The 26,413-nt window shown below is 36.4% G+C and carries 22 protein-coding genes; 14 read left to right on the top strand and 8 right to left on the bottom strand.

Translation table 11 applies throughout. From position 1 onward, the window contains the following. Positions 1-40: 40 nt before the first annotated feature. Both OL225_RS14740 and rmuC read right to left on the bottom strand, forming a co-directional pair. Positions 41-880, bottom strand: coding sequence for a LytTR family DNA-binding domain-containing protein (locus tag OL225_RS14740; protein ID WP_264518761.1), 840 nt, complete (start codon positions 878-880; stop codon positions 41-43). A gap of 12 nt (positions 881-892) precedes the next feature. Then, entirely contained in the window at positions 893-2,398 is a 1,506-nt protein-coding gene (rmuC, locus tag OL225_RS14735; RefSeq protein WP_264518760.1) for a DNA recombination protein RmuC, read from the bottom strand. 124 nt (positions 2,399-2,522) lie between these two features. Here rmuC and OL225_RS14730 point away from each other — a divergent pair, with 124 nt between their 5' ends. The 5 genes from OL225_RS14730 (at position 2,523) to OL225_RS14710 (ending at position 10,384) form a co-directional block, all read left to right on the top strand. After that, the gene (locus OL225_RS14730) at positions 2,523-3,197 is read left to right on the top strand and encodes a response regulator transcription factor (RefSeq protein ID WP_047376694.1); all 675 of its coding nucleotides are present in this window, start codon (positions 2,523-2,525) and stop codon (positions 3,195-3,197) included. A gap of 2 nt (positions 3,198-3,199) precedes the next feature. Continuing rightward, positions 3,200-4,564, top strand: coding sequence for a sensor histidine kinase (locus OL225_RS14725; RefSeq protein ID WP_264518759.1), 1,365 nt, complete (start codon positions 3,200-3,202; stop codon positions 4,562-4,564). A gap of 328 nt (positions 4,565-4,892) precedes the next feature. Continuing rightward, positions 4,893-6,167 (top strand): TolC family protein, encoded by a 1,275-nt coding sequence (locus OL225_RS14720; protein WP_264518758.1) that lies wholly within the window; start codon positions 4,893-4,895, stop codon positions 6,165-6,167. Between the two features lie 3 nt (positions 6,168-6,170). Next, positions 6,171-7,286, top strand: coding sequence for an efflux RND transporter periplasmic adaptor subunit (locus OL225_RS14715; protein ID WP_264518757.1), 1,116 nt, complete (start codon positions 6,171-6,173; stop codon positions 7,284-7,286). After that, positions 7,286-10,384, top strand: a complete 3,099-nt coding sequence (locus tag OL225_RS14710; RefSeq protein WP_264518756.1) for an efflux RND transporter permease subunit — start codon at positions 7,286-7,288, stop codon at positions 10,382-10,384. Before OL225_RS14715 ends, OL225_RS14710 begins: the two co-directional genes overlap by 1 nt. Before the next feature lie 58 nt (positions 10,385-10,442). On the opposite strand, the gene OL225_RS14705 is transcribed toward OL225_RS14710, so the two are convergent. The 6 genes from OL225_RS14705 to OL225_RS14680 all read right to left on the bottom strand — a co-directional run bounded on the left by OL225_RS14705 (position 10,443) and on the right by OL225_RS14680 (position 14,843). Beyond that, a complete protein-coding gene (locus OL225_RS14705) occupies positions 10,443-11,198 on the bottom strand; it encodes a DUF5995 family protein (RefSeq protein ID WP_264518755.1) in 756 nt (251 codons plus the stop codon). Between the two features lie 72 nt (positions 11,199-11,270). Next, complete coding sequence (locus tag OL225_RS14700) at positions 11,271-11,507, bottom strand: hypothetical protein (RefSeq protein WP_264518754.1); 237 nt, start codon at positions 11,505-11,507, stop codon at positions 11,271-11,273. 248 nt (positions 11,508-11,755) lie between these two features. Further along, positions 11,756-12,562: a hypothetical protein gene (locus OL225_RS14695; RefSeq protein WP_264518753.1), complete on the bottom strand. Its 807-nt coding sequence runs from the start codon at positions 12,560-12,562 to the stop codon at positions 11,756-11,758. Further along, positions 12,498-12,968 carry a YciI family protein gene (locus tag OL225_RS14690; RefSeq protein WP_264518752.1) on the bottom strand — a complete coding sequence of 157 codons (471 nt, stop codon included), beginning with the start codon at positions 12,966-12,968 and terminating at the stop codon, positions 12,498-12,500. Before OL225_RS14690 ends, OL225_RS14695 begins: the two co-directional genes overlap by 65 nt. 124 nt (positions 12,969-13,092) lie before the next feature. After that, on the bottom strand, positions 13,093-14,271 hold the full coding sequence (gene pncB / locus OL225_RS14685) for a nicotinate phosphoribosyltransferase (RefSeq protein ID WP_264518751.1): 1,179 nt from the start codon (positions 14,269-14,271) through the stop codon (positions 13,093-13,095). Between the two features lie 95 nt (positions 14,272-14,366). Further along, positions 14,367-14,843, bottom strand: a complete 477-nt coding sequence (locus tag OL225_RS14680) for a Dps family protein (protein WP_047376557.1) — start codon at positions 14,841-14,843, stop codon at positions 14,367-14,369. A gap of 450 nt (positions 14,844-15,293) precedes the next feature. Between OL225_RS14680 and rpsL the strand changes: the two genes are divergently transcribed. From rpsL to OL225_RS14635, 9 genes are all read left to right on the top strand, one after another. Further along, on the top strand, positions 15,294-15,707 hold the full coding sequence (rpsL, locus tag OL225_RS14675) for a 30S ribosomal protein S12 (protein ID WP_002983146.1): 414 nt from the start codon (positions 15,294-15,296) through the stop codon (positions 15,705-15,707). A 23-nt stretch (positions 15,708-15,730) separates the two neighbouring features. Continuing rightward, positions 15,731-16,207, top strand: coding sequence for a 30S ribosomal protein S7 (rpsG, locus tag OL225_RS14670; RefSeq protein ID WP_034694654.1), 477 nt, complete (start codon positions 15,731-15,733; stop codon positions 16,205-16,207). Between the two features lie 6 nt (positions 16,208-16,213). After that, a complete protein-coding gene (gene fusA, locus OL225_RS14665) occupies positions 16,214-18,331 on the top strand; it encodes an elongation factor G (protein ID WP_047376558.1) in 2,118 nt (705 codons plus the stop codon). Positions 18,332-18,347: 16 nt separating this feature from the next. Beyond that, positions 18,348-18,653 (top strand): 30S ribosomal protein S10, encoded by a 306-nt coding sequence (gene rpsJ, locus OL225_RS14660; RefSeq protein ID WP_002661363.1) that lies wholly within the window; start codon positions 18,348-18,350, stop codon positions 18,651-18,653. A 328-nt stretch (positions 18,654-18,981) separates the two neighbouring features. Beyond that, a complete protein-coding gene (locus OL225_RS14655) occupies positions 18,982-21,237 on the top strand; it encodes a TonB-dependent siderophore receptor (protein WP_047376697.1) in 2,256 nt (751 codons plus the stop codon). A gap of 18 nt (positions 21,238-21,255) precedes the next feature. Next, positions 21,256-21,873 (top strand): hypothetical protein, encoded by a 618-nt coding sequence (locus OL225_RS14650; RefSeq protein ID WP_264518750.1) that lies wholly within the window; start codon positions 21,256-21,258, stop codon positions 21,871-21,873. Positions 21,874-22,141: 268 nt separating this feature from the next. Next, on the top strand, positions 22,142-23,338 hold the full coding sequence (locus tag OL225_RS14645; protein WP_264518749.1) for a PepSY-associated TM helix domain-containing protein: 1,197 nt from the start codon (positions 22,142-22,144) through the stop codon (positions 23,336-23,338). A gap of 107 nt (positions 23,339-23,445) precedes the next feature. Further along, the gene (locus tag OL225_RS14640) at positions 23,446-23,937 is read left to right on the top strand and encodes a low affinity iron permease family protein (protein ID WP_047376561.1); all 492 of its coding nucleotides are present in this window, start codon (positions 23,446-23,448) and stop codon (positions 23,935-23,937) included. 157 nt (positions 23,938-24,094) lie between these two features. Further along, positions 24,095-26,368: a zinc-dependent metalloprotease gene (locus OL225_RS14635; protein ID WP_264518748.1), complete on the top strand. Its 2,274-nt coding sequence runs from the start codon at positions 24,095-24,097 to the stop codon at positions 26,366-26,368. Positions 26,369-26,413 lie beyond the last annotated feature (45 nt).

The following is a 26,413-nucleotide window of genomic DNA, read 5'->3' as shown; positions in this document are numbered from 1 at the left end:
TAATGTGATGAGTAGCAAGTAATAGTGACGAATGACAACTTTACAGATTTAGTTGTTGTAATTGAGGAATAATTGAATGAATAAAACTTCTTGAAACGGGAATTTCAAAATCAATTTCAGGGAGAATTAATTTATAGCCCTGAGCATTTCCTTTGAGATTTTTTACCCTTCTAAGATTAACAATATAAGAACGGTGGCATTTTTTGACAGAAGTTGTTTCGATTTGTTGTAAAGCATTGGAAAAGCTTATTCTGATTACTGTTTTTTTTAAGCTGTTATTCTCTAAAAAGTAAAATGTACAGTAGTTTTCCATGGACTGAACGCAAAGAAAATCTTTTTCATTGATGCTAAGTTCTGTATTCTGAGCTGATATTTTTAACAAATTTTGTTGTTGTTCAGGATCCGAAACGGGAAGATGTTGAGAAATACTCTGCGCTGTATTTTCATGGATATTCTTTAAATAGATATACCGCGATAAAATATATATGATAGAAACTGGAATACCAACAGCCAGAGAATAAAGGAACATATACAAATAATTAGCAAGGTCAAGTTGTACATGACTCAGAAATAATGAATTGTAAAAGTAGGATAGAATTGATCCAACAAACAGAATGAATATTATTTTCAGAAGCTCAGTACCAATATTCCAGCTGCTAAAACGAGAAGTTAAAAGATTGGTAATGAAAAACGCTGTTCCAAAAATAATGCAATAAGGGAAAAGTAATAAAAATTTATACGGGTGATGAAAGCTTTCTGTACCAAAGGGCTGAAAAATAATCAGAAACAGATATACAGATACTCCGGCTCCCAAAGAAGAAACAAAGATTTCTTTGAATGATTCGGATTTTGGATATGGATATGCTGCAAATGAAAACATAAAAGCAAGGTTTTAGCTTTCTGATGGCTCAATAAAATTACTGTTGTCAATAAGACTTTGAGGCAGGTCTTTTTTGTTTTTAATCCCTAATGACTTCAGTTTTTGAGTCTGTATTACAAGATTGTCATTTCCTGTATGAAGCTGTTTGTAGGCATCATTATATACATTCTTTGCCTGATCAAGATTTCTTCCAACTTTCTCTAAGTTATCCACAAATCCTACAAATTTGTCATAAAGTCTGGCTCCGCGTTCAGCAATTTCTATGGAATTTCGGTTTTGGTATTCACGTTTCCAAAGATCAGCAATCAGTTTAAGAGAAGTAATCAGATTGCTTGGATTAAGCAGTAGGATTCTTCTTTCGTAGGCATAGTTCCAAAGATTCTGGTCTGCCTGCATCGCAGCAATATAAGCTGGTTCACTAGGAATAAACATCATTACGAAATCCAGTGATTTCCCATAGTCATCGTATGCTTTTTGACTTAATTGATTAATATGATTTTTGATAGATCCCAGGTGCTGGCTCAATTTTATAGCATAAATATCGGCGTCAGTTTCGTCTACCAATTCTGTGAAAGCAGTCAGTGATACTTTAGAATCAATGATGACATTTCTTTCATCCGGATATTTTACAACAGCATCAGGTCGCATTTTCTTTCCGGAAAATTCAGAGAATAAAGCTTTGTTATCTTCATCACGTAATTCATGTTCCAGGAAATATTCTCTTCCTTTTACCAATCCTGATTTTTCAAGAATACTTTCCAGAATCATCTCGCCCCAGTTTCCTTGGGTTTTGCTTTCTCCTTTCAGAGCGCGGGTCAGTTTTTTGGCATCTTCAGAGATCTGTTGGTTTAATTCTGCAAGTTCTTTTACTTTTTCGGCAAGGGAGAAACGTTCTTTATTTTCCTTTTCGTAGGCTTCGTTGACCTTGTTTTTTAAGTCGGCAATTTTCTCCTGAAAAGGCTCAAGGATATTTTTTAAATTATTTTGATTTAAAGTAGTAAACTTTTCTGTTTTTTCTTCTAAAATTTTATTGGCGAGGTTTTCAAACTGAAGTTTAGAATCTTCCTGAATCTTGATAATTTCTTCTTTCTGGGTATCAAGAGATTGTTGAAGACCTTCATTTTTGGCAGAAAGCTCAGAGTTTTTAGCAAAAAGAGTTTGCTTTTCAAGAATATGAGTTTCTATCTGAGAAGTATGTTTCAGATTGATTTGTTTTAATTCCTGAAACTGAATATTTAAAGACGAATATTCGGCGGAGATTTTAGAAAATTCATTTTTCAGATCGTCCAAAAGATCCTGCTGCAGTATATTAGCTTCTCTTTCTTTGCTGATATTCTGATGAAGTTCCTGAATCTTCAGATTTGAATTTTCGAGATCAGACTGGGTTTTAATAGATAAGGTGTTCAGCGCATCATAAACACTTCTTGAAACCATTGATGATTTCAGCGCAAAATATAATATAACGGCGCCAAGTATACCACCGGCAATCAACCCAATAATTAAATATAGCATCTCCATCTTCCAAAATTATGAAAAAAGGCTGGAAGAAGGAAGAAGGATGTTGGAAGTTAGTTCCCTCTTCCTTCTTCTGGCTTCCTTTCTGAACAAGAATACTTATATTTATGGGAAATTTCAGAAAATGATGAATATTTTGTTGGTAGAAGATGATCAAAGAATCAGCAATTTCCTGATAAAAGGCCTTTCAGAGGCTGGATACAATCTTACCCTTGCAGATTCCGGGGAAAAAGCGCGTGAACTTCTTCATACCTATGATTTTGATCTCATTTTAATGGATATTATGCTTCCCGGATTGGATGGAATGCAGCTTACTCAGATTATCAGATTTAAAGGAAATTATACCCCGATTTTGGTTTTAAGCGCCCTGAACAGTCCTGATGATAAAATCAAAATGCTGGATATGGGTGCTGATGATTATTTATCAAAACCTTTCCATTTTGAAGAACTGATTTCAAGGATTAAAGCGCTAACGAGAAGAAATAAATTAAGCTATCAGAAGGAAGATCAATATTTATCATGTGCAAATATCGTGATTGATACTGATCTTCACAAAGTAACGCAGAACGATAAGGAAATAGAATTTTCCCCTACAGAATACAAACTTTTTACTTTCCTGATGGAGAATAAAAATAAAGTACTGAGCAGAACTCAGATTTTACATAAGGTATGGGGGATTGATTTTGATAATACAACGAATGTAGTGGATGTTTATATTTCCTATGTCCGTAACAAGATTGATGAAACAGAACAGAAAATTATTCATACGGTGAAAGGAACCGGATATTTGATCAAAGACTGAAAATGACGCTCAGAAACAGATTTACCCTTATTTCAAGCCTTTCTTTCGGCATTGTTTCTATCATCACATCTGCGGTGATATTCTTTGCCTATTATGACAGTACCAAGATTTTTTATTTTGAAAAGCTGAGAAATACAGCTCTTATTTCTGCTATTTACTATCTCGAAAAAGATGAACTTCCGAAAGACCGCCATGCTCAGATCAAAAAAGAATACAATCACTTGATTCAGAATAACAGGGTTGCAGTCTATAACCAGAATAATGAAGTGACTTTTGGGCATAATCTGAACGATAAGAATATACAACTTTTCCATTTACAGGCTGTACGCAATAATAAAGGAATACAGTTTATGTCTGATAATCAATTCTACTATGGAATTTTTTATCCGGATAATCAGGGTGATTTTGTGGTTTTTGTAAAATCTTCAAATGATTCTTTTCAATCACAGATCCTTAGGCTGGCGATTATCATGCTTTCCGTACTGTTAATTGGATTGCTTGCAATTTATTTTCTGAGCAGATATCTTTCAAAGGTGGTTTATAAACCCATTTCCAACGTTGTTGAACGTATCAATAAAGTGGAATATAATAACATTTCTACGGCAATTATTACTTCCACAAATACCAATGATGAAATTGAAGATCTTATAAAGTCGTATAATAAACTGTTGGGCAGAATTTCTGAAAACGTACTCTTACAGCAGAATTTTATCAATTATGTTTCTCATGAATTTAAAACTCCCTTAGCCGCTATCTCTGGAAATCTGGAAGTTTTTGCTCAAAAAGACCGTACTCCGGAAGAATATAAGGAAGTGGCCAAAGAGTCATTGGAAAACGTATACGAGATTGAAAATATTCTCAACAATCTTTTGCTGATGTCCGGAATGACAAAACTTGAATCTTCCCATAAGCAAATGAGAGTGGATGAGCTGATCTGGAAAATCTACGAGAAATTAGAACCCAAAGCAAAAGAAAACAATTCATCTATTAAAATACAACTTCAGGTAACAAAACCTGCTTTGCTGGAATTTCCCGGAAATGAAACGTTGTTATATCTCGCATTGTACAATATTGTAGAAAATGCGATCAAATATTCCTTTGATAAACCTGTGGTGATTATACTGTCAGAGAAAGACAACCAGTTGTATATTGAGGTCAGAGATGAAGGAAGAGGAATTCCTACTGATGATCTTGTGAAAATATCTGAAACCTTCTTCAGAGGAAAAAATGTAGATACTGTGAAGGGCAGTGGAATTGGCTTATCACTTTCAAAAAGTATCTTTGATCATCATCATATTGTGATGAAAATTGATTCTGCTATTAATGTAGGTACAAATGTTCTTCTTGAATTTCCTGTTAATTCTTGATTTTTTCTCCCACAGATTTCCCAGATCCCGCAGATTGATGATTTTAGATTCATTTTAAATCTTATAAAATTATATTCATTTTAGAAAATCTGTGTCATCCGTGAAATCTGTGAGAGATTAAAATATTCAATAGGAGCGGGTTTTAACCTGCTTAAGATATACATTTAACATCTCTCGGCTTTAGCCAAAACATACCCACTCAAATACAATTCCCAGGAATAAAAAAAGTTCTAATCAAACTCTAATGTTGAACTAACCGAATTTTAATTTTGTTTAAAATTCCATCTAATATTAGACAAATAGCTTTGTAGTCTTAAAATAAGAGACCTTGAAGAAGCTATTTTTTACACTATTTTATATTCATTGTTTCAGTTTCTTTTCCGCGCAGATTTCAGATACTCTGAAAATTGGCAGAAAGGAAGCTGAGACTATTTTTCTGGCTAAAAACCTCGATCTCATTGCGCAGAAACTTGAAATTTCACAGGCTGAAGCAAGAGCTGTTCAGGCTAAATACTGGCCTAACCCCAAATTAAGCATCAGTGAAGTGAATTTATGGAGAACCTACGACATCGAAGAACAGCCTGCACTTATTGGAAACTGGGGAAAGAATACCCAGATTTCTGCTGAAATAGAACAGGTGATTCAGACTGCGGGTAAAAGAAGAAAAAACATTGAACTGCAGAAAATAGAAGTGGAAGGAGAAAAGTATGAATTGCAGGAAGTTTTGCGTGAACTTAAGAAGACACTCAGAAACACCATTACTGATATTCTTTACAATCAGGAACAGCAGAAAATCTATCAGGGGCAGATTGCTTCCATTGAGAAGTTAACAAAATCATACAATAATCAATTAAATCTCGGCAATATCAGTAAAGCTGAATACGTCCGCTTAAAGGCGCAGGAAATTGAATTCAAAAAGAAACTGATTTCATTGAAACAGGAAATTGAAGACCAGCAGGTAGAGCTTAAAGCCCTATTGATGCTGCCGTCCCCATCTTATCTGGTGATGTCAGATTCATTTGTGATGCCTGAAAAACAACTTTCAGAACTGGAAGTGACGCAATGGATAGAAAAGGCAAAAGAAAACCGCCCGGATATCATGATCTCAAAAAATAAAGAGAAACATGCTACGAAAAACCTTGAAATTCAAAATGCCATGAAAACTCCTGATGTTGCTGTTTCTATAGGATACGACCGTGGCGGAAATATCATGAAAGACTTTATAGGGCTGGGTATTTCTATGGACCTTCCCATTTTCGACCGTAACAAAGGTAATATTCAGGAAGCTAGGCTTGAGATTGAGAAAAGCAAATTGGAGACTCGTAAGAATATGCTGAAATCCGAGAATGAAATTGTATCGGTTTTCAGAAACTATATCAGAACACAGCAGGTTTCAGAAGAGATTGATGAAAACTATGAATCTACACTGGACGGTTTGTTGGTCAGTCACGAGAAAAACTTCAGACTAAGAAATATCAGTATGCTGGAATACATGGATTTTCTGGATACCTACATCGGAAATAAAATGATCATCCTGGATACTAAAAAAGAATTGAATCAATACTACGAAAACCTGCAATATGTTGTAGGACAAGATTTATAAGATATGAACAAAAATATTACCCAATACATTGCCGCAGCTTACCTGTCTGCCCTCATTATTTTTACAGGCTGTGCCGGAAAACAGGAAAATAAGGAAGCTGAAAAAGGCTATTGCATCAGCAAAGAACTTAAAAAAGATATTAAACTGGCCAAAGCAGAAATGCTTCCCATAGAAGAGAGCATTACCCTTACCGGAGAAGTGGAAAGCAATTCTGATAAAACGGTTCCTTTTGTAAGCCTTGTGGATGGAGTGGTGATGGATACTTATTTTTCCCTTGGTGATTATGTGAAAAAAGGACAAACGCTGGCAAGTGTAAAAAGTACAGCTGTTAATGAAATGCAGGATGATACTCAAACCTTGCAGGCTCAGCTGGCGGTGGCGAAAAGAAAACTGTCTTCTGTAGAAGCTATGTATAAAGATGATATTGCCTCTCAGAAAGACTTGCAGGAAGCACGTTCCGAAGTAGCCATACTGCAATCCAATATTTCCAAAACGCAGAAAAATATGCAGCTGTATTCAGCGGGTGGAAATACCATTCAGATAAAAGCTCCGGCAGACGGATATGTTATTTCAAAAAATATTTCCAAAGGAATGCCTGTTACTGCCGGCGGAGATCAGCTGTTTACCATTTCCAATCTGGATAAGGTGTGGGTAATGGCCAATGTATATGCTACTAACATGAGGCATGTCTATGTAGACCAGCCGGTGGTAGTAAAAACGCTTGCTTATCCGGATGACAGCTTTTCAGGGAAAATCAATAATATCTCTCAGGTTTTTAATGAAAATGAAAGAGTACTGAAGGCTAAAATCATTATGGATAATAACGGAATGAAGCTGAGACCGGGAATGTCTGCAGATGTTGTATTGCCCATCAACTCACAAAATAAATCCGCATTGGCGATTCCTGCAAAGGCTTTAATCTTTGATAACAACCAAAGCTATGTAGTCGTATACAAAAAAGACTGTGAACTTGAGATCAGACCTGTTACGGAAATTGCTTCCAACAGCCAGTATATCTATGTAGAAGGTAATTTAAAACCAGGTGAAAATGTCATTGCTTCCAACGGACTGCTGATCTATGAAAATCTGAAAAATCAATTAAATAATTCCACAAAGTAATGCGAAAGTTTGTACAGAATATAGTTTCCTTCTCGTTAAAAAACTCACTGATCGTTCTTTTGGGGACTTTTCTTTTGCTGGCAGGAGGAATCTATTCCTATATGCATACTCCCATTGAAGCATTTCCGGATGTTACCAATACAAGGGTAAGAGTTATTACCCAGTGGCCGGGAAGAAGTGCTGAAGAGATAGAAAAATTTGTCACATTACCCATTTCCAAAGAAATGAATGCCATTCCGAACAAAACTTCGGTGCGTTCCATTTCCTTATTCGGATTATCTGTGGTGACAGTTATTTTTGATGATCATGTCAATGATTTTTATGCACAGCAGTATGCTTCCAATAAACTGGGAAATGTAAATCTCCCTTCCGGAGCAGAATACAGTATTGAGCCTCCTTCCGGTGCTACAGGTGAAATTTACAGATATATTATAAAAAGTAAACTTCCCATCAAAGAAGTAACAGCCATCCAGGATTGGGTAGTAGAAAGAGAATTGCTTGCCGTTCCCGGTGTGGCTGATGTAGTAAGCTTTGGTGGAGAAGAGAAAACCTATGAAATAAAAATTAATCCTACGGAATTACACAATTACGACCTTTCCCCCCTGGATGTGTATGAAGCAGTTTCAAAGAGTAATATCAATGTAGGAGGAGATGTTGTAGCAAAAGGTGATCAGGCTTATGTAGTGCGGGGGATTGGTCTTTTAGAGAAAAAAGAAGATATTGAGAATATTCAGATCGAGGTAAAAGGTTCTACGCCTATTCTGGTGAAACATGTTGCAGAAGTAAAAGTTTCCGCGAAACCAAGACTAGGACAGGTAGGATATAACAAAGAAAATGATGTTGTAGAAGGAATTGTGATCATGCTTCGTGGTGAAAACCCAAGTGAAGTGATTGCAAGGCTGAAAGACAGAATAGAAGAACTGAATGGGGGAGAACTTCCCGGTGACGTACAGATTGTTCCGATCATCGACCGTACAGAGCTTGTGAATACTACCGTTCATACCGTTTCCAAAAACCTTATTGAAGGAGTTATTCTTGTTTCCATCATTGTATTTATATTTCTTTACAACTGGAGAACAACTTTCATTGTAGCGTCAGTAATTCCATTGGCTTTCCTGTTTGCAATTATTATGTTGAAAATCCAAGGACTTCCAGCCAACCTGATTTCCATGGGAGCACTGGATTTCGGATTGCTTCTGGAAGGAACACTGGTGATTGTAGAACATGTCTTTGTTGCCCTCGAACTCAAAGCCAGGGCGATAGGAGTGCGGAGATTCAATAAGATTTCAAAATTGGGAATAATCAAGAAAAGCGCAGGAAGTGTGGCAAGTTATATTTTCTTTGCCCTGTTGATTCTTATTGTTGCCCTGATGCCGATTTTTTCTTTCCAGAAAGTAGAAGGAAAAATGTTCTCTCCATTAGCATTTACGCTGGGATATGCATTGTTAGGATCATTGATCTTAAGCTTGACCTACGTTCCGGCCATGTGTAAACTTTTGTTGACGAAAAATATTGAAGAGAAAGAAAACTTTATTTCAAGATTCTTCAGAGTCAATATTTATAGAATTTATGAATTCAGTGACCGTCACAAAAAAGGATTTATCATTGGGTTCGTTGCCTTGCTTGCCATTTGTGGCTGGAGATTTTCCAATTATGGATCCGAATTCTTACCTAAACTGAACGAAGGAGCAATCTATGTAAGGGCAACACTTCCAAACAGTGTCAATCTGGATGAATCTGTAAGGTTAACTAAGGAAATGAAGGAGATTCTCATGAAGTATGATGAAGTAAAATTTGTCATGACCCAGACAGGCCGTCCCAATGACGGAACCGATCCCACCGGATTTTTTAATATTGAATTTAATATCCAGCTGAAACCTGAAAATGAATGGAAGAAAAAAATATCCAAAGAAGAACTTCTTGAAGAAATGAGGGTTTCCCTTGAAAAATATCCGGGAATCAACTTCGGATTCAGCCAGCCGATTCAGGATAATGTGGAAGAATATGTAGCAGGAGTAAAAGCTCCGCTGGTCATTAAAATTTTTGGAAATGATCTTTTTGAACTTGAAAATTACGCTAATAAAGTAGCCAATTCCATCAGAACAGTTCCCGGAATATCAGATGTGAATGTTTTCAAAAATATCGGGCTTCCGGAGTTGAGAATACAACTTCACGATTCCAAAATGGCAAAATATGGAGTGTCCACAGCTGATGCACAGGCTGTCATCGAAATGACAATCGGAGGGCAGGCTGCCACGAAGTTTTACGAAGAAGAAAGAATGTTTGACGTAATGCTTAGGTTTGAGAAACAATACAGGGATACACCTGAAAAGATGGGAAATATTCTCATCCCAACTCAGGATAATAAAAAAGTTCCGCTGAAAGAAATTGCAACCATTGATTATCACACTGGTCCATCATTTATTTACCGTGAAGGAAACGGCAGATATATCGGAGTTGGGTTCAATATTGAAGGGCGTGATCTTGGAAGTACCATCAAAGAAGCAAAAGCGAAAGTAGATAAAGAAGTAAAGCTTCCGAAAAATCATAAAATGACATGGGCCGGAGAATTTGAAAGTAAAGAAAGAGCCGCCAAACAGCTGGCTATGGTTGTACCGATTTCTTTAGTGCTTATTCTAATGCTGTTGTACTTCAATTTCGGGAACATAAAAGACACGTTAATTTCTTCCATTACACTGGCATTTGCATTCATCGGAGGATTTTTATCCCTTTGGTTTACGGGAACCATCTTCGGAATTTCAGCGGGAATCGGTTTCATCATCCTTTTCGGAGTCGCCACCATAGACGGTATCGTTCTGATTGGGGTAATGAAAGAGAATCTGCAAAACAGAATGTCACTCAAAGAATCTATTTCTCTGGGAGTCAAAAGCAGAATCCGTCCGGTAGTAATGATTGCCTTAATGGGATCTATGGGACTTCTTCCTGCAGCGATGTCAAACGGAATGGGCTCTGAAATTCAGAAACCTTTAGCCATTATGATTGTTGGAGGATTGATTGTCTGTATGCTGCTGTCATTTACAATACTGCCAATTATTTTCCATTATGCCTATCGCAAAAAGCATAAGGAAGCAATATAGTTTCTTTTATTTTGTTCATTATGAGGCCGGGATCCGTGAGGAAGATCCCGGCCTTTTTTTATGAGTTTTTTGTAGATTCTAAAATTTCAATATTCTTTACCACATCACTGCTTTCACAGTTTTTAAGTTGTTTCAAAAGGGCAGGAGTGAGAATCTTTGGATTCAGAATCTGGGTAGCGACTTTAGCGGCTGCATAATCCACAATGCCGATTACAGACTCTCTTAAGAAATTAGGCGTGTTGGAAGCAATGACTGCCGTTGCCCAGGAAGTGTCTCTTGCTTTGGAAATGGCAAAATCTAGCACAGCATTATCTTTTCCGTTAGAAAGTTTGTCAATAAGATCTACGGGATAACAGATTTTGTTCAGAGAATCCTGTACATTCTGATTAATGGAAGCAATGACATTATTAATGTTTTCAAAATCTTTTTTCAACGGATTTATCTTCCGGTAAGGCATAACAGATGCCGCAGAGATCCCGAGATCCAGATTAATGTGAGCATTCATGCCGAGGAAAATATGCTGTAATATCAGGAGATTTTTATTTTTGGCAGCTTCAAAGGCAATATACCATGAGTTTGTACATTTTTCTCCTTTGCTATAATTTTCCCATGCCTGAAGATATCTTTGAGCAAAAGCAAGATCCAGTAATGTCATTCTTGGATTATCTTCAAATTTTTTCTGCTGAATTCCTTTCAGAACCTGCGCAGTCATGATCCGATACGTACAGGCAAAATATCCTGCCGGGCTTTTGTTTTCTTTGCACCAGATGATAATTTCATCCAGTTTTTTTAGAACTTCCTCAATGGTTTTCATGATAGTTTTTGTTTATTTAAAGATAATAAAAAAGTGAGCCGGAAAGCTCACTTTATGTATTGTTCATTCAGATTATGGAGTGATTATAATCGGATCTGGAAAAGGTTCAAGAACCAGTGGTTTACACATTGCTGCCGGCTGGCAGGTGCCTCCCATGCATATAAAATTAGTCATTGTGGTAGTGCCGTCAGGACATCTGATCATACCTTCACCATGGCATCCACCAGGACATTCTGCCGGATAAAGGGTTCCTCCAAATACATCTTTGAGTTTTGTTCTCGAAAGTTTTGTAAAATTCATTTTTTTCATGAGATTAATTTTTAATTACGGTATTGGTTTGTTGATAACTCACTTATAATTAGATAAATAAGTTGCGTTGTTAATAAGCTAAAGTAATTAAATTAATTCATTGAAACAAGAGATATTGATTTAAATTTTCTTATTGTTTATAGATAATTATTTGAAATGTAATGGATTAAAAAATAAATTGTATATTTATTTCCATGTAAAGAGAAATATGTAAGAGGTTTCCTGGAGATTATATGAAGGTTACCTCTTTATTTTTTTTGGCTGTATAATATAATTCTGATCTTGTTATTTTTAATTTCAATAATAGCTGGTTTAGGTTGTTGAAGATAAATCTTCTGATAAGTTTCTGATTCCTTTATAATAAATGGATTATCAGAAAAAAAATCTTTATCAATTTCCTGTATTGTATAGAATTTATTGTCCCGGAGCTCTGAAATTGTAGCTTGCTTAGTTCTGTGGTTTAATAAGATTGAATATAGCTTTTGTTTATATACAAAACTTGACATAATAATAACTCCACTGGTATCTATCAGTTTTTTTGTTCCTTTTGAGGAGTGAGATTCTTTTCTCATAATGATGTCAGAAGGGGAGACAGGGATTTTAGTAACCTGTTCCATTGTTTCAGGATCGGTAATTTCTAGAATATCCGAACTTCCGAAGAGGTGTGAGAGAGAATTGGAGATATAATAGTTATTATTAATTTTATTTACAGAAACTGGGCAGGTTGCTTCTGCGCAATATATTTTTCCTGTTTTTTTATTTTTAAAATAAACTGTTCCTCCCCATTCTCCGGAACAGGTTTTCCATACTTCATATGTTGTATCATTATAAAGTAATCCAGGAGGGGGAGGGGCTTTTAATCTTTTCAGATCATCAACAATATCTCTGTCCACCTTTTCAGTTGTAAACTGAAAAAAGGACTGCTGTTTTGCACAGCTCGCCATTGCCAATAGAGAGAAAAGCACAAGTAGAATTGGTACTTTATTTTGTTTAAGGATTTTCTTTTGAGATCTCATCATGATGCTTAAGATACAAAGGCAGAGCTGCTGAGCCATACCAAGGGAAAATTTCATAACTAAAAATACCAGCCTGTACTGCGGGATCTGTTTTTACCCATTGTTCAGCTTCTTCTTTAGACTTGGTATTGAAGATAAACATACCACGGTAGTTTTCCTTATTCTTTTCAAGGAAAGGTCCGGCAACTACAATTTTACCTTCATCTGCCAGTTTACCGATATTGGTCATGTGGCCTTTCATAAGTTCACCCATTTTGGCTTTGTCTTCAATTTTAGCAGAACCTGTTGTTAGCATAACAATGGTATAAGGCTTCATTCCATATTTGTCAGCTCCTAAAGAAGTTGCCAGTTCCTGATTGAATTTTGTTTTTTCTGCTTTCTTTTCCTGAGCAAAGGATAATGCTGATATGAGAAGGCATGCGGTTAGTAATGTTCTTGATTTCATCTTGTTTTATTTTGATAAATATAATAAAACCTTAGATTTCTGAAAATTGAATTTCAAATGATAATATCGTACAAAAAAACCTCGATAGTTACGAGGTTATTATCTATTTGTTTTGATGAGGTTACTAATCTTTTATTCTTAAAAATTCTTTTGCCAGTTCAATCATCTTTGGATCTCCTGTATATTTACCGTGTTCATCAGAAAGTTTTACCGTAGGAATCCATTCTTTGTTTGGAGCCTGTACCCCGATAAGCTTCATTACAATGTTCATTGGTTTTAGTCCTACATCATTCGTAAGGTTGGTCCCTATTCCGAATGAGATACCAATTTTTCCTTTGCAGTAATTCGTAATTTCCTCTACTTTTTCAAGATTTAATGCATCTGAAAAAATAATGTATTTAAACATAGGGTTGATACCATTCCTTTGGTAATGAGCAATGGTTTTGTCTGCAAATTCTAAAGCATCACCACTGTCATGACGTACACCGTCAAAAAGTTTTGCAAATTTTTTGTCAAACTGCTGGAAGAAAACATCTGTGGTGTATGTATCAGACAAAGCAACTCCAAGATCACCTCTATAAACGTCTACCCAATGTTCCAGAGCCATTTCATTGGCCATTTTGAATCCATATTCGGCAGCATGGAACATAAACCATTCATGAGCATGGGTTCCGATGGGCTTTACACCATACTTCATAGCAAAATGAACATTAGAACTTCCGATGAAAGTTGAGTCCCTTTTTTGAGTCAAAGCCTCCATTACCAGATTCTGTACTTTATAAGAATGTCTTCTTCTCGTTCCAAATTCTGCAAAAGTTACTCCTAGTCTGCCTAATGAATCAGCTTTTTCTATTGTTTTACTCATTACCACTTCATTGGAATCTCTTTCCATGTGGTTCATTTCATAATGCAGTTCACTGATCAATGCCAGCAATGGAACTTCCCAAAGAATCGTTCTGTACCAAAGCCCTTCTACAATTACGGATAGGTCGCCTCCCTCCTGATGAATTTTTACTTCAGACGGATCATAATGATACCCTTCTAAAAAATCGAGATAAGGAAGATCTATATAAGGACATGTTCTTGCCATGAACTTTTTTTCGTCTTTCGTAAGTTTAAGTTCAGCCATTTTATTAACAGCTTCTCTTAAAGCAACGTCAAATCCTTCCGGAAAGTGGTGCTTCCCCCTGTTGATAAATTCATATTTTACAATAGAACTTGGGAATAGTTTTACCACTGCATTCTGCATGGTTATTTTATAAAAATCATTATCCAGGATAGAGTTCAGTCTTACGTCGTTCATAATATGTGTAATTTTAACGCAAATATAAAAATAAAAAATAAAATCGCCTAAATGTAAGGCGATTTTTTTGAAATATTTCAATGCTTTTGATGGAGTTATTTTCCAAGGTAAGAATTGTACATCCAAACTTCTTTCTCCTGTTCGGTAATATAATCGCTCATTTGCGAATTAGTACCTTCATCTCCTGCTTCATCCGTAATATCTAAAAGTTCTCTCTGCAGATCAATGACTACTTTGAATGAACTTAGAATCTGTTCAACGCTCTTGGTACCGTCAGTTACTTCTTTACTCTCTTTAATAGTTGCTATCTTTAAATAATCTGAGTAATTGTGTGCTGGAGTAGCTCCTAATGTCAGGATTCTTTCTGCAATTTCATCAATCTTTAAAACAAGACTGTTGTACAACTCTTCAAATTTTGGATGAAGGGTGAAGAACTGTTCTCCTTTAATGTTCCAGTGAGAACCTCTTGTATTCTGATAGAATACGGAATAATTAGCTAAAAGTGCATTTAATTTTTCTGAGATTTTTTTGCAATCGGCTTCTTTAAGGCCAATAATACTAGCATTTTTCATATGTATATATTTATTTTTTTTAAGATCAGATACAATCACTGCTTCAGTGGTATGAAGACTTGTTATGGTGATTGATAAGTTTATCATTTTGTATATCCCAAATTTACGAAATATCGTGCCTAACTCCTCTGATTATTAATAGATCATAACTATAAGAAAGTTTTTAAATATAGTTTGGATATATCGGATGAGGTTTTCGGAATCTGTTTTGGATTAAAAATTTATAGATAATTTTTTAATAAGGTAAATTTCATAATTATTTAATACAGTTTTTTTAAAATGTGAAATCTATTTTTTCAAACCCTTTTCCTTTTATATATTAAGTTTCTTTGATTGTTGTACTGAAACGGGTTGTATTTTCCTGTAAGTATTTGATTTTAATTTTTATATAAGTGTTTGCAGATTAAAAAAATATTACTATTTTTGCACCCTAAAATAAAAAGCAATTAAATGCCTACTATTCAACAATTAGTAAGAAAAGGAAGAGCCACGCTTGCCAAGAAGAGCAAATCGGCTGCCCTTGATTCTTGTCCACAAAGACGTGGTGTATGTACGAGAGTATATACAACTACACCTAAGAAACCTAACTCTGCACTTAGAAAAGTTGCAAGGGTAAGACTTTCTAACGGTAAAGAAGTGAATGCCTATATCCCGGGCGAAGGACATAATCTACAGGAGCACTCGATAGTATTGGTTAGAGGCGGAAGGGTGAAAGACCTACCGGGAGTACGTTACCACATCGTAAGAGGTGCATTAGACACCGCTGGTGTAAATGGAAGAACTCAGAGAAGATCTAAGTACGGAGCTAAGAGACCTAAACCAGGACAAGCAGCTGCTGCTCCTGCAAAAGGAAAGAAAAAATAATCATTAAATAAGGTACAAAAGCAATGAGAAAGACAAAAGCGAAAAAAAGACCGTTGTTACCAGATCCGAAATTTAATGATCAATTGGTAACGAGATTCGTAAACAACTTAATGCTTGACGGTAAGAAGTCAATCGCATTCAAAATTTTCTATGATGCATTAGAGATCGTAGAAACTAAAAAAGGAGATAACGAAAAAACTGCACTTGAAATCTGGAAAGATGCACTTACAAATGTAATGCCTCACGTAGAAGTACGTTCTAGAAGAGTAGGTGGAGCTAACTTCCAAATCCCTATGCCAATCAGAGCTGATAGAAAAATTTCTATGGCAATGAAATGGTTAATCAAATATTCTAAAGCTAGAAATGATAAGTCTATGGCTTTGAAATTAGCTAACGAAGTTGTAGCGGCTTCAAGAGAAGAAGGTGCTGCTTTCAAAAAGAAATCTGATACTCACAAAATGGCGGAAGCTAACAAGGCTTTCTCACACTTCAAATTCTAATCTGAAATGGGAAGAGATCTTAAATTTACAAGAAATATTGGTATCGCTGCTCACATTGATGCAGGTAAGACTACCACTACAGAAAGGATTCTATTCTATACAGGGGTAAACCACAAAATTGGAGAAGTTCACGATGGTGCTTCTACAATGGACTGGATGGAGCAGGAAGCAGAAAGAGGTATTACCATTACTTCTGCAGCTACCACTTGTTCTTGGAACTTTCCAACAGATCAAGGAAAAGCTTTACCTGAAACTAAGCCTTACCACTTCAACATCATTGATACACCGGGACACGTTGACTTCACTGTAGAAGTAAACAGATCTTTAAGAGTATTGGATGGATTGGTATTCTTATTCTCTGCAGTAGATGGAGTAGAGCCTCAGTCTGAAACAAACTGGAGACTTGCTGACAACTACAAAGTTGCTAGAATGGGATTTGTAAACAAAATGGACAGACAAGGTGCTGACTTCCTTAACGTGGTAAACCAGGTTAAAGAAATGTTAGGATCTAACGCAGTTCCAATCGTTTTACCAATCGGTGCTGAAGAAGATTTCAAAGGAGTTGTTGACTTAATTAAAAACAGAGCTATCATCTGGGATGAAGCAGGACAAGGAGCTACTTTCGAAGTAGTGCCAATTCCTGAAGATATGAAAGATGAAGTTCTTGAATATAGAGAGAAATTAGTAGAAGCTGTTTCTGAATATGACGAAACTTTGATGGAGAAATTCTTCGAAGATCCGGATTCAATTACAGAAGAAGAAATCAATGCTGCATTGAGAGCTGCTACTATCGATTTATCTATTATCCCAATGACTTGTGGTTCTTCATTCAAGAATAAAGGAGTACAGTTTATGTTGGATGCAGTATGTAAATACTTGCCTTCTCCATTGGATAAAGATGATATCAAAGGTACTGACCCAAGAACTGACGCTGAAATTACAAGAAAGCCGTCTGTAGACGAGCCTTTCTCCGCATTAGCATTTAAGATTGCTACTGACCCATTCGTGGGAAGATTAGCATTCTTCAGAGCTTACTCAGGAAGACTAGATGCTGGTTCTTATATCTTGAACACTCGTTCAGGAGATAAAGAAAGAATCTCTAGAATCTATCAGATGCACGCTAACAAGCAAAACCCAGTAGAATATATTGAAGCTGGTGATATTGGTGCAGCGGTAGGATTCAAGTCTATCAAAACTGGTGATACAATGTGTGATGAGAAAAACCCAATCGTTCTTGAATCGATGGTTTTCCCTGATCCGGTAATTGGTATTGCTGTTGAGCCTAAAACTAAAGCTGACCAGGATAAAATGGGTAACGCTTTAGCTAAATTGGCTGAAGAAGATCCTACGTTTACGGTTAGAACTGACGAAGCTTCTGGACAAACGATTATCTCTGGTATGGGTGAGCTTCACTTGGATATCATTGTAGACCGTATGAAGAGAGAATTCAAAGTTGAAGTTAACCAAGGACAGCCTCAGGTAGAATACAAAGAAAACTTAACAAAAGTTGCTCAACACAGAGAAGTTTACAAAAAACAATCTGGTGGTAAAGGTAAATTTGCTGATATTGTATTTGAATTAGGACCTGCTGAAGAAGGTAAAATTGGTTTAGAATTCATCAATGAGATCAAAGGTGGTAACGTTCCTAGAGAATTTGTTCCTGCAATTGAAAAAGGCTTTAAAGCTGCAATGAAGAACGGTCCTTTGGCTGGTTTCGAAGTTGAAGGTATTAAAGTTGTTCTTAAAGACGGATCTTTCCACGCGGTGGATTCTGATGCTCTTTCATTTGAAATGGCTGCTAAATTAGGATTTAAAGAAGCGGGACGTGCTGCTAAGCCAGTAATTATGGAGCCAATTATGAAACTGGAAGTTGTAACTCCGGAAGAATATATGGGTAACATCATTGGTGACCTTAACAAAAGAAGAGGTACTATCAGTGGTCAGGAAGAGAAAAACGGTGCTGTTGTAATCAAAGGTTCTGTTCCACTTTCTGAAATGTTTGGATATGTAACAACTCTAAGAACACTTTCATCAGGAAGAGCTACTTCTTCTATGGAATTAGAGAAATACCAAGCTACTCCACAAAACGTTGCTGAAGAAATCATAGCTAAAGCAAAAGGTTAATTTTTAAATTAAAGAAATGTCACAAAGAATCAGAATAAAACTAAAATCTTACGATTACAACTTGGTAGACAAGTCTGCTGAGAAAATCGTAAAAACGGTAAAGGCTACTGGTGCTGTTGTAAACGGTCCAATTCCATTGCCAACAAATAAGAGAATCTTCACAGTGTTGAGATCTCCGCACGTAAACAAAAAAGCAAGAGAGCAGTTCCAATTATCAGCTCACAAGAGACTAATGGATATCTACTCTTCTTCTTCTAAAACTGTTGATGCTCTAATGAAATTAGAACTTCCTTCAGGAGTAGACGTTGAAATTAAAGTGTGATAACTGCATACTTTGCAATGATTATACAAATCCGTTCCTTTTTAAGGGACGGATTTTTTTATGCATAAAACCTAAAATGTTCAATCAAGAGAAGAAAAGCAGATTTGTCGATATACAAATCTGCTTTTTTTTGATTGTACTTTCTGTAACCATAAAAGGCCTTGGGAGGACAACCCTTAATGATGCTATAGATCTGTTTGGAGATTGCAAAGGGTCGCTGGATATGATTAATGATCTGATATTAATAGTTCTTTTTCAGGTGACATATGTCACGCTTGTTTATTTATTTAGAATTAATAAAAATAATAATTTTGCTAAAAATTATCAGATGAATAAAGTAGTATCCTTTTCTCTGCTATTGTTGGGTGGAGTTCTGGCCAATGCGCAGAAAGTAAATGATTCAGTTAAACACAAGAAAATTGAAGAAGTAGAACTGTTTGGTGAAAAAAAGAAACAGCCGCAAGGTCTGGACGCAATTACCAGATTGCCATTGAAAACCAGAGATCAGATTCAGAGTATTTCTGTGATTTCTCATAAAGCAATTGAAGAATTAGGAGCACTTACAGTCACTGATGTTGCCAAAAACGTTCCTGGGGTAACCCTATTTTCAAGCTATGGCGGAGGAAACGAAAGTATGTCCATCAGAGGATATCGTGGAGTTCCTGTACTGAAAAACGGAGTTCAGCTGGATTCAGATTTCCGTACTGCAGGGATGATCACTGATATGCAGGGAGTAGAAAGTATTCAGGTTATTAAAGGATCTGCTGCTATTGGTCAGGGAATAGGAAATGGTTTGGGATCTGCAGGAGGAGTGATCAATGTTGTAACAAAAAGACCTCAGTTTATTGATCAGACGAATGTAGGATTCCGTTACGGAAGCTGGGATTTTTACAGACCTACAGTAGACTTCCAGAGAGTATTAGATTCTCAGGGAAAAGTAGCTGTGAGATTCAATGGAGCATACCAGAATAATAATTCATTCAGAAGTCATGTACAGGGAGAAAGGATTTATGTAAACCCATCCATCGCTTTCCGTCCGGATGATAAAACATTAATCAATGTGGAAATGGATTATCTTCATGATAAAAGAACACCGGACAGAGGAACAATAAACCTTGCACCGGGAACTGTTGAAGCACTCTATCATATGCCAAAAGGTAAGTTTTTAGGATATACATCTGATTATTCAAAAACTGAAACATACAATTTTGCGACCACAATTGTACGTAACCTTACGGATAAATTAAAAGTTAGAGCAGCTTTCGTGAATTCCGTAAGCAATACAGACTCTGAAGCTTCATCTGTGTCACTGCCGGCTGGTGAAACCAACTATAATATCAGACAGCGTACTATAGGAAAATCACAGGGAGAAGATATCAACAAAGTATTACAGTTAGACTTTATTGGAGAGCAGATAAAGACAGGATTTATTAAACACACATTCCAGGTTGGTTTTGACTGGAGAGAAACAGAAACTTCTTCTACAACATTTGAAGCATACAAAAACTCTATTGCACCAGGGAATTTAATTACTGCACGTGCTACAAAAATCGGAAATACAACTTATGCGGCCAACCCTCTTGATATTGTAGACGTAGTGAACGGAAACATTCCGAACCAACTTCCTGTAAATGTCATCTATAAAAATCTGGGAAGATCAAACGCAGTATTGACACCAAGTATCGGTGCAATGGCTCAGGATGTGATGACGATCGGGAAATATGTGAAAGCTCATTTGGGACTTCGTTACAGCAGACTTAATGGTTCTGCCAATGAATCTGTAGATACATGGAATCCTAATTTTGGATTGATTGTTTCTCCGCTTCCAAATGTTAATGTATTTGGATCATATACAACAACAACATCTTTAAGATCCTCTAATAATTTCCTTTTAGACGGTGGAAGAGTAGGCCCGTCAATGACTAAACAATGGGAAGCTGGTATTAAATCAGACTGGTTTAATGAGCGTTTAAGATTTAACGTAACAGTATTTGACATCAAAACAGATCACCTTTCTTTCACTATTCTTGATGAAAATTACAACCCTGTTGTGATAGACAAACAAACAATGTACGGTCTTGCAGGAAACCTTAGAAGAAAAGGAGTGGAAGTAGAATTGATCGGACGAATTCTGCCGAACCTTCAGGTAATGTCCGGATGGGCATATCTGGATGCTCAGTATCAGGACAGTCCTGCTTACATGAACGGATCTGCACCAATGAACGCGCCTAAACATACTGCAAACGGTTGGCTGAATTATAAATTCAATAAAGGTACTTTATCAGGACTTGATGTAGGAGCAGGAATTTATTATGTTGGAAAAAGACCGGTTGACGAATGGACTCAGAAAACATTTACAGCAGGTCACCTGAACAGTGTGAAACCTGGAGACAAACCTTTCGATATGCCGGAATACACTACAGTAGATGCTCAGGCAGGATATACCCTAAAAAATGGAATGGGAGTAAGAGTATTCTTTAATAATATTTTTGATAGTGTAGGGTATAGCTCTTATTTCAGAGGTGGATATATCGATCAGATTCAGCCTAGAAACTTTGCTGTACAGGTAAACTATAAATTCTAATCAACAAAATCATTCATTATGAAAAGTATCAAAACAATATTCTTTGCTTTAGCTCTTAGTGCCATTGCAATGTCATGCTCAGGAGATAAAAAGAAAGGAATAGACTATAACCAGTTTAAAACAGAAGTGAAGCTTACTGCTGAACAGGAAAAGAACTTCAATGAGATCACTGCAAAATATCAGCAGCTTCAGGAGCAGAACTTCCAGGCGGCAAAAGCTCAGGGTGGTAATATGGACCGCGTAGCTTTAGGTATAAAAAATGAAGAACTGAGAGCACAGCAGTCTATTGAAATGGCTACCGTTTTGGATGCTCCTCAGATGGAAAAGTTCAATAAGTTTGTGGATGAAAATTCCAGAAAGAGACCGAGATATGACAATGCATTGTTAGAAAAAATCAAAACGGAAGCACAGCTTTCTGAAGATGAGTTCAAAGTAGTAAATGCAGCGAATGATGCTTTTGAAAAAGCATTTAATGATGCTCATGATGTATATCACGGAAATAACGATTTGGCCAAAGAATACTGGGAGAGATTTGATACCCAGAGAAAGGCTGCAATTCAGAAAGCACTAAGTCCTGAACATTTTACGAAGTTTGAAGAAATCGTAAAAGAAGTTCAGTTCAAAGGAAGAAAATAAACGACATTGATACCAGTGAGGGCTGGAAGCAGGAGAAGGAGAGAGATATGATATTGGGCCAAAAGTTCTTACTACTTTTAAGAAAACTTATTCAATTTGGTGAATGTAGATTAAAGTTAAACCAGTAATCTTTTAGACTCAATAACTTCCATCATAAGCTTCATGCTTCCTTGCCCGAATTTGTATTAACTTTTTTAATTTATTCATATCAATTTTAATTTAAAACATTAAGACGGTCATACTGTCTTAATGTTTTTGCTGTTAAACAATGAAAGTATTATTGAAAAGTCTTTACAGGAAAAGAAGAAAAAACGAATCAGTTATAAAATACCTGATGTGGATCACTCATCTCTGGCTGGGACTTTTATCAAGTAGTGTTGTTTTTGTGATGTGTCTCACCGGCTGTCTTTATGCTTTCAAAAATCAGATCAGTGATTTTAGCAACAGAGATAAAATTTATATCAGTCCAGGCTCAGGAATAGCTATGAATCCAGACTTGATTCAGGCAGAATTATTAAAACAGAATAAAGAACTTACTTCCCTGATGATTCCAGACGATAAAGGGAAAAGCTATGTGGTTGGTTACCGTGAAAATAACCTGGATAAAAGTACTTACTATAATCAATACACGGGACAACTTCTGGGGCAGCCCAATACTAGTTCGGATCAATTCTTTGAAATAGTTCTTGATCTTCATAGAAATCTGATGATGGGAAATGCAGGAAGACAGGTTGTAGGAGCTTCAGTTCTTATGTTTTGTGTTCTGCTGATTTCAGGATTGATTCTTTGGCTCCCGAAGAAACTGAAGTTTTTGAAACAGGGGCTGACCGTCATGTTCAAAGCAAAATTTCAAAGGGTTAATTATGATCTGCACAATACATTGGGATTCTATACCTTTCTGATACTGTTCTTTATTGCCATTACCGGATTGTATGTGACCTATCCCTGGGTGAAGAATGCTCTTATCATAAGTATGGGAGGATCCTCAATAGATAATATTTCAAAAGAAAAAGACAGTGGAGATGATGCTTTCGGAGGGCTTCTGGAAGATATGCTTCAGAAACAGGACGAAAAGAAAAACCTGAAAGACATTCCTTCCGCTTCTGTAGATAAAATTTTGAAGCTGGCAGACTATCATCTTCCTTATACTGCTGTTACAAGTATAGAGCTTCCTAATAAAGAAAATCCGAGATATGTAGTTATCAAAATCAATAGACAAAACTCTCTGGGAATAATGTTCCCGGATGAAGTGACATTTGATAAAACCGGAGTTTTCAAAACAAAAGAACTGTTTTCGGACAAGCCTTTGAACAAACAGTTTACAGCTTTGGCAAAACCATTACATACAGGAGAAATTATGGGACTACCAAGTATTATTCTCTACTTTATAGTTTCTCTTATCGGTTGTTCATTGCCGGTAACGGGGTTTCTGATCTGGTGGCATAGATTCAGAAAAATGAAATAAGAGAATGGAGGTGAAATCAATCCGAAATATTTATATACCTCATATTCATTATCTTTTCCTGTTTTCAGATTAATTTTTATACATTTATTATTCTAAAAACAGAAGCTATGGGTCATAAAGATCATCACTTTTTTGAGAAATTTTCAAACTGGGCTGTAAAATTTACAGGGAGTCCATATGCTTTTATGGGGGCTTTCATTATCGTGGTGATATGGGCGGTTTCCGGCCCTTTTTTTGACTATTCAGAAACCTGGCAGCTGGTAATCAATACCGGAACTACAATCATTACCTTTCTAATGGTATTCCTGATTCAGAAAGCTCAGAATAAAGATTCAAAAGCAATACAGATCAAGCTGAATGAGCTTTTGGCCTCCCACGAAAAAGCCAGTAACCGCATTGTGGATATTGAAGATCTTACAGAGGCAGAACTTGATCAGCTGCATATCTACTATGAAAAACTTGGTCAGCTTGCCAAAAAAGATACAGATATTCATATGTCTCATTCTATTGACGCTGCACAGAGAAATCAGGATTATAAATATGAGTTTTTTAAAAGAAGACATGAAGAATGGATGCAGAAACAGGAACAAAAAAAGTAAATGGACTTTGATTGAAAAAATTTCTTAAAATTTAATAATTATAATATTTTTTCAATATTATTTCTTTTCTAATTGCTTTATTGCTGTTTTATTTGATTTTTTGTTTGTTTTTTAGTGTTTTATTTAGCGAATATTTAAATTTGTTAAAAAATATTAAATGAAAACAAAATTATTTTGTTTGCCGGTATTATTTTTAGCAATATCAGCAAATGCACAATGGAGCAGAGGGCTGCCAGAGCAGAAAGTCATTAAGAGAAGTGATCACTCAGTTTATTATAAACTTGATATAGATCAGATAAGAACTCAACTTCTTAGAGCACCTAAAATAGGTGAAGGTACTCCCATAACGGTTAGTATTCCTACTCTGGACGGGAAAATTGAAAAATTTACAGTAAACAGTTTTCCTGTCATGGATGAAACCTTGGCTAACAAATATCAGCTTGGATCTTATGTAGGAGTAGGAACTGATGACCCTGGCAAGTATATCAGATTTAGTGTTGCTCCAAATGATTTCCAATCTATGATCATTGGTGCTGATGGGAAATATGAATTTATAGAACCAGCAACCGCTGACAAATCTTATTATTCTGTACATGGAAAGACAAGCAAAAATGGGCATGCATTTGTATGTAGTACAAAAGAGGATAAAGAAGCTGTTGCTAATATTCAGAAGCTGATGAATTCCGGAGCTGCAGCAAAATCAGGTAACAAAACTTTTCATACCCTTAGATTGGCAATGTCTGTAACAGGAGAGTATACGGCTTATTTTGGTGGGGTATCAGGTGCTTTAACGCAAATCAATGCTACCTTATCCAGAGTAAATGGTGTATTTGAAAAAGAATTTAATGTGCATCTTAACGCAATTAATGCTCCTAATCTTATTTTTACCAATGCTGCTACTGATCCTTATAGTATTTCCGATCTTATGTGTAAGTGGAATTATGAGCTGATGAATACATTACATGGGGGAGCTTATGGTGTTACGGATGCAGATTTTGATATCGGACATTTATTTGGTGCCTCAGGCGGCGGCGGGAATGCTGGCTGTATTGGTTGTATAGGAAGTAATGATGTATCTACGCTTAATGATCCTAGCTGTGGGAACTCTCCCCAAAATTATAAAGGTAGCGGATATACTTCTCCGGGAGTTGATCATTATGCTAGTGGAACATGGGTTCTGAATAGTACGGTTCAATTACCACCGAGCGGAGATGCTTTTGATATTGACTTTGTAGCTCACGAGATGGGGCATCAGTTAGGAGACAATCATACATACAGTTATAATGAAGGAACAGGTGTTTGTGTAGAACCGGGATCTGGATCTACCATTATGGGATATGCAGGAATTACTAGTCCAAATACGGATGTTCAAAAGCATTCTGATGTTTATTTCCATTCCGTAAGTATTGATCAGGTACAGACCAATCTTGTAACAGTAACAGCCGATGTAGAAACGCCAATCACAAATAATGCACCGGTTGTAACGCCAATGGGAACAACGTATACTATTCCGAGATCGACTGCTTTTGTTTTAACAGCTTCAGCTACGGATCCTGATGGAGATGTCTTGTCATACAACTGGGAACAAGTTAATTCAAGTTCATTAGGTTATGGTATCGGTAAAGCATCAGGTACTGGAGATGGAGCAGCAGCTATAGGTAATACAACATCTGGGGCAAGTTTCAGATCTTGGCCTGCAACAGCAACTCCTACAAGATATTTCCCTAAACTGGAAACAGTGTTAGGAGGTGCGGTAAAAAATACAACAGATTTTGAAGCAGCAAGTACTGTGGCAAGAACTACAAAATTCCGTGTTACAGTAAGGGATAATAAACCTGGAGGACAGGCACAAACTGCTTATGCGGAACAAACTATTGTAGTAGGATCTGCAGCAGCATTTACTGTCAATACAACATCACTTAACCCGAATGTGAACTCTACTATTACATGGACGGTTTCCGGAACTGCAGTCGCTCCATACAATGCAGCCAATGTTAAAATTGATTATACAGAAGATAGTGGAGCCACTTGGAATACTCTTGCAGCATCAGTTCCGAATAACGGATCGGCGGGTGTTTTCATCCCGGCATCATTGGCAGGCAAGACGATTCACTTGAGAGTGTCGGCTATTGGAAATGTATTTTATGCAGTGAAACAAGCTACAGTATCCGGTACAATGGCTGTTTCTGAAGCAAAAAGTGATGTGAAATCCGTTAAGATTTATCCAAACCCTGTAGAAGATGTATTAAATGTTCTGAATGTATCTGCAAATTCATCTTACGAAATCTTCAATGCTCCGGGGCAGTTGGTTTCAAATGGAAATATAGGTGATGGTAAAATTAATGTCAGTACGCTTGTAAAAGGTGTATACTTTATTACAATCAACAATGATAAAGAAGAAAAGACTACCACTAAATTTGTTAAAAAATAATTGAACAAAATACAAATAAAAAACCTCTGAGTCATCAGAGGTTTT

The sequence above is a fragment of the Chryseobacterium viscerum genome (assembly GCF_025949665.1).
Classification (GTDB): Bacteria; Bacteroidota; Bacteroidia; order Flavobacteriales; family Weeksellaceae; genus Chryseobacterium; species Chryseobacterium viscerum_A.
Note: the sequence above shows the minus strand (reverse complement) of the source record. Positions and strands in the feature narration are given on the sequence as shown.

Bases quoted from the DNA above. Each gene is read 5' to 3' on its own strand.
- rpsL (WP_002983146.1), top strand. From the start codon at position 15,294: ATGCCTACTATTCAACAATTAGTAAGAAAAGGAAGAGCCACGCTTGCC.
- OL225_RS14710 (WP_264518756.1), top strand. From the start codon at position 7,286: ATGCGAAAGTTTGTACAGAATATAGTTTCCTTCTCGTTAAAAAACTCA.
- OL225_RS14635 (WP_264518748.1), top strand. From the start codon at position 24,095: ATGAAAACAAAATTATTTTGTTTGCCGGTATTATTTTTAGCAATATCA.
- pncB (WP_264518751.1), bottom strand. From the start codon at position 14,271: ATGAACGACGTAAGACTGAACTCTATCCTGGATAATGATTTTTATAAA.
- OL225_RS14700 (WP_264518754.1), bottom strand. From the start codon at position 11,507: ATGAAAAAAATGAATTTTACAAAACTTTCGAGAACAAAACTCAAAGAT.
- rpsJ (WP_002661363.1), top strand. From the start codon at position 18,348: ATGTCACAAAGAATCAGAATAAAACTAAAATCTTACGATTACAACTTG.
- OL225_RS14715 (WP_264518757.1), top strand. From the start codon at position 6,171: ATGAACAAAAATATTACCCAATACATTGCCGCAGCTTACCTGTCTGCC.
- OL225_RS14740 (WP_264518761.1), bottom strand. From the start codon at position 880: ATGTTTTCATTTGCAGCATATCCATATCCAAAATCCGAATCATTCAAA.
- OL225_RS14655 (WP_047376697.1), top strand. From the start codon at position 18,982: ATGAATAAAGTAGTATCCTTTTCTCTGCTATTGTTGGGTGGAGTTCTG.
- OL225_RS14640 (WP_047376561.1), top strand. From the start codon at position 23,446: ATGGGTCATAAAGATCATCACTTTTTTGAGAAATTTTCAAACTGGGCT.
- OL225_RS14645 (WP_264518749.1), top strand. From the start codon at position 22,142: ATGAAAGTATTATTGAAAAGTCTTTACAGGAAAAGAAGAAAAAACGAA.
- fusA (WP_047376558.1), top strand. From the start codon at position 16,214: ATGGGAAGAGATCTTAAATTTACAAGAAATATTGGTATCGCTGCTCAC.
- OL225_RS14725 (WP_264518759.1), top strand. From the start codon at position 3,200: ATGACGCTCAGAAACAGATTTACCCTTATTTCAAGCCTTTCTTTCGGC.
- OL225_RS14695 (WP_264518753.1), bottom strand. From the start codon at position 12,562: ATGGCTCAGCAGCTCTGCCTTTGTATCTTAAGCATCATGATGAGATCT.
- OL225_RS14650 (WP_264518750.1), top strand. From the start codon at position 21,256: ATGAAAAGTATCAAAACAATATTCTTTGCTTTAGCTCTTAGTGCCATT.
- OL225_RS14705 (WP_264518755.1), bottom strand. From the start codon at position 11,198: ATGAAAACCATTGAGGAAGTTCTAAAAAAACTGGATGAAATTATCATC.
- OL225_RS14680 (WP_047376557.1), bottom strand. From the start codon at position 14,843: ATGAAAAATGCTAGTATTATTGGCCTTAAAGAAGCCGATTGCAAAAAA.
- rpsG (WP_034694654.1), top strand. From the start codon at position 15,731: ATGAGAAAGACAAAAGCGAAAAAAAGACCGTTGTTACCAGATCCGAAA.
- OL225_RS14690 (WP_264518752.1), bottom strand. From the start codon at position 12,968: ATGAAATCAAGAACATTACTAACCGCATGCCTTCTCATATCAGCATTA.
- rmuC (WP_264518760.1), bottom strand. From the start codon at position 2,398: ATGGAGATGCTATATTTAATTATTGGGTTGATTGCCGGTGGTATACTT.
- OL225_RS14730 (WP_047376694.1), top strand. From the start codon at position 2,523: ATGAATATTTTGTTGGTAGAAGATGATCAAAGAATCAGCAATTTCCTG.